Below are 3,201 nucleotides of genomic sequence, written 5' to 3' on the forward strand. Positions count from 1 at the left end.
TGTCCAGGGCGAGGACGCGCGTCTCGCCCGTCCCGTACGCCTTCACGACGCCCTCCGTCCGCGCGGCAGCCGCGGTGCGCGTCTCGAATACAGCCGTTGCCACGGTAGGTCTCCTCAGCGTTGAACGGACTGGCTGTCTGTACACGGGCAACAGTGCCGTTCACGGGGGACCTCACACGATGGTGCGCGGGGCCGTATCCGCCCGGGGGTTTACCCCACCCCCGCGCCCCCGGTTGACCCCAGGGCGTACATGCGCGCGATCACCTCCTCGATGTCGGGCTCCCGCAGCGACAGGTCCACCAGCGGATATCCCTCGGCCACCCGCGCGACCAACGGCGCCGCGCTCGCCGCCGCGGGGAACGCGAGCCACTGCCGCGGCCCCTCCACGCGCACCGTCCGCGCCCCCTCGACCTCGATGGGCGGCAACTCCCGTTCGAGATCGACCACAAGCGTTCGCTCACTCTCCCCGATCTCATGCAGACCGGACAGCGGCCCGTCATACATCAGCTGCCCGTGATCAATCACCATCACCCGACGGCACAACTGCTCGATATCGGTCAGGTCATGGGTGGTGAGCAGCACCGTCACGCGCCGCTCGGCGTTGAGGTCCCGCAGAAACTCCCGCACCTTCCCCTTGCTGATCACATCGAGCCCGATCGTCGGCTCGTCCAGGTACAGCACATCGGGGTCGTGCAGCAGCGCCGCCGCGATGTCCCCCCGCATCCGCTGCCCCAACGACAGCTGCCGCACCGGCACATCGAGCAGCGCCCCCAGGTCGAGCAGCTCCACGCACCGGTCCAGATTCCTGCGGAAACGCGCCTCCTCCACCCGGTACATGCGCCGCACCAGCCCGTATGAGTCCCGCAGCGGCAGGTCCCACCACAGCGTCGTCCGCTGCCCGAACACCACCCCGATCCGCCGCGCGAGACGCGTGCGCTCCCGCGCCGGGTCGAGCCCCGCCACCCGCAGCCGCCCCCCTGACGGCGTCAGGATCCCCGTCAGCATCTTGATCGTCGTCGACTTGCCCGCGCCGTTCGGCCCGATGTAGCCGACCATCTCCCCGCGCTCCACGGTGAACGAGATCCCGTCGACCGCCCGCACGCTCTCCCGCACCCTGCGCAGCCGTCCCACCCGCCTGCGCACCTCGAACACCTTCTCCACGCCCACGAGTTCGACCAGCGCCCCGCCGTCCCGCTCCGCCATGCCGTCCCGCTTCGCCCCGCCGTCCCGCTCCGCCATGCCGCTCCTCAGCTCCCCGTACTCCGATAGCTCCGCACGGCGGCCCGCCACAGCAGCGCGCCGATCCCGCACACGACCGCCGCCACCACGGGCGACATGAAATCCACCCAGCCCGGCAGCCCCAGCGGGTCGTCACGCCCGAGCAGCCGCAGCGTCGGCAGCCAGTTCACAAAGGCCAGCGGCACGACGAACGTCACCCCGCGCACCAGATCCTGCGCGAAGATCGTCGGCGGGTACTGCAACAGCGTGTTCCCGCCGTAGGTGAACGAGCTCTGCACCTCGGCCGCGTCCTGCGCCACGAACTGGAACGCCCCGCCCGCCGTGTAGATCCCGCAGAAGATCGCCGCGCCCGCCACCACCGTCATCACGAGCAGCAGCACCCGGCCCACGCTCCAGTCGAGGTCGAGCCGCGTCGCCGCCCAGACCAGCACCCCGAGCCCCTGCCCGATCCGCCCGATGCGCCGCAGCTGGAAACGGTCGGCCGCGAGCTGCGCGAACAGCGGCGCTGGCCGCACCAGCAGCGCGTCGAGCGTCCCGTCCCTGATCCGCCGCCCGAGCCCGCTCAGATTCCCCAGCAGCAGCTCGGCGAGGCCGAGTGACACGCTCGTCGTCCCGTAGAGCAGCGCCACCTCGGCCACCGAGAAGCCACCGAGCGCCTCGACATGGGCGAACATGATCAGGATCGCCACATAGTCGAGGAACGACCCCGCCGCCGAGCTCAGCGTCGTCAGCACGAACGACAGCCGGTAGGTCATGAGCGAGCGCACCCACATCGCCGCGATCAGCCCGTAGATCCGCAGCCCCTCAACCACCCTGGACCACCACCTTGCGCGTCGCCAGCGCGGTGAGCCCCCGCCCGGCCAGCAGCAACGCCACCGCCCACGCCGCCTGGAAGCCGAGCGCGCCAAGCAGCCCCGCGCCCTCGTGCCGCCCGAGCAGCACGTCGGCGGGCACCTGGAGCATCGCCGACCAGGGCAGCCACCGCACCACCGCGCCGAACGCGCCGGGGAAGACGGTCAGCGGCAGCAGCATCCCCGAGAAGAAGATGGACAGCAGGGTGCTCAGCGTGTTCACCCCCGAGCCGTCCAGCATCCAGAACGCCGCGAGCGCCACGAGATAGCGGATCGCGAAGCTCACCACCACCCCGAGCGCCACCGCGACGAGGAAGAGCAGCCAGGGCAACGGGCCGACCGGCAGCGCCAGATCGAACGCCAGCGCCCCCGCCGCCATCGGCACGACCCCGCGCCCCAGCAGCTGGAACGCCGCCCGGCCCACGTCGGAGGCGAGCCACCACATCTGGAGGTCGGCGGGCCGGTAGAGGTCGATGGCCACGTCCCCGCTGCGGATCCGCTCCTGCAACTCCTCCTGGAAGCCGCCCCCGAGCAGCGACATCACCCCGATCATCGCCTGCCCGATCCAGACGAACGCCAGCGCCTCCGCCTGGTCGTAGCCGCCCAGTTGGGGCCGCTCGGTCCACAGCGCGACAAAGGTGTAGGCGAGGATGAAGCCGAAGACCGTGTTGGTGAAGACCCCGGCGAAGGTGGCCAGCCGGTAGGTGGCGTAGCGCCGGAAGCCGCTGACGGCCACGGCCCCGTACAGCCCGGACGGCCGCATGGCTCTCCCCCCTCGCGTTCGCTCCCCGGATCCCGTAAGCACAAAGCGCCAGAGCGTAGTTGGCGCCCGCACCCAGGGGCCACCGGTTTTCCGGGCGCCCCCGCCCAGGTCTCAACTTGACACCGCACGGGCCGGTCCGTAACCTCCTTCGAGCTTGCCCAAAGAAAGCGGAAGCTCTCGAAGGGCCCAGCAACTCCCCCCGGCTCAGTGGAAGTTCGAGAAATCGAGCGTGATAGAGTCGGGGAACACGAAGGGAAACGCCCGGAGGGTCCTGAGATGGGCTTGAAGGAAGTGTCCGTTCCTTGAGAACTCAACAGCGTGCCAAAAGTCAATGCCAGTTTATTGATG

General features: G+C 70.1%; 3 protein-coding genes. All 3 read right to left on the reverse strand.

Annotated elements, in window-relative coordinates:
* Positions 1-210: 210 nt before the first annotated feature.
* The 3 genes from DEH69_RS10650 to DEH69_RS10660 are packed head-to-tail and all read right to left on the reverse strand — an operon-like array spanning position 211 to position 2,853.
* Positions 211-1,203: an ATP-binding cassette domain-containing protein gene (locus DEH69_RS10650; protein WP_113686702.1), complete on the reverse strand. Its 993-nt coding sequence runs from the start codon at positions 1,201-1,203 to the stop codon at positions 211-213.
* A gap of 44 nt (positions 1,204-1,247) precedes the next feature.
* Positions 1,248-2,012 carry an ABC transporter permease gene (locus tag DEH69_RS10655; RefSeq protein WP_113686701.1) on the reverse strand — a complete coding sequence of 255 codons (765 nt, stop codon included), beginning with the start codon at positions 2,010-2,012 and terminating at the stop codon, positions 1,248-1,250.
* A gap of 31 nt (positions 2,013-2,043) precedes the next feature.
* Positions 2,044-2,853 (reverse strand): ABC-2 family transporter protein, encoded by an 810-nt coding sequence (locus DEH69_RS10660; protein WP_113686700.1) that lies wholly within the window; start codon positions 2,851-2,853, stop codon positions 2,044-2,046.
* Positions 2,854-3,201: the final 348 nt, after the last annotated feature.

Source organism: Streptomyces sp. PT12 (assembly GCF_003311645.1).
Taxonomy (GTDB): domain Bacteria; phylum Actinomycetota; class Actinomycetes; order Streptomycetales; family Streptomycetaceae; genus Streptomyces.

Excerpts from the sequence above, each read along its gene's own strand:
- DEH69_RS10660 (WP_113686700.1), bottom strand. The coding sequence starts at position 2,853 with ATGCGGCCGTCCGGGCTGTACGGGGCCGTGGCCGTCAGCGGCTTCCGG.
- DEH69_RS10655 (WP_113686701.1), bottom strand. The coding sequence starts at position 2,012 with ATGTGGGTGCGCTCGCTCATGACCTACCGGCTGTCGTTCGTGCTGACG.
- DEH69_RS10650 (WP_113686702.1), bottom strand. The coding sequence starts at position 1,203 with ATGGCGGAGCGGGACGGCGGGGCGCTGGTCGAACTCGTGGGCGTGGAG.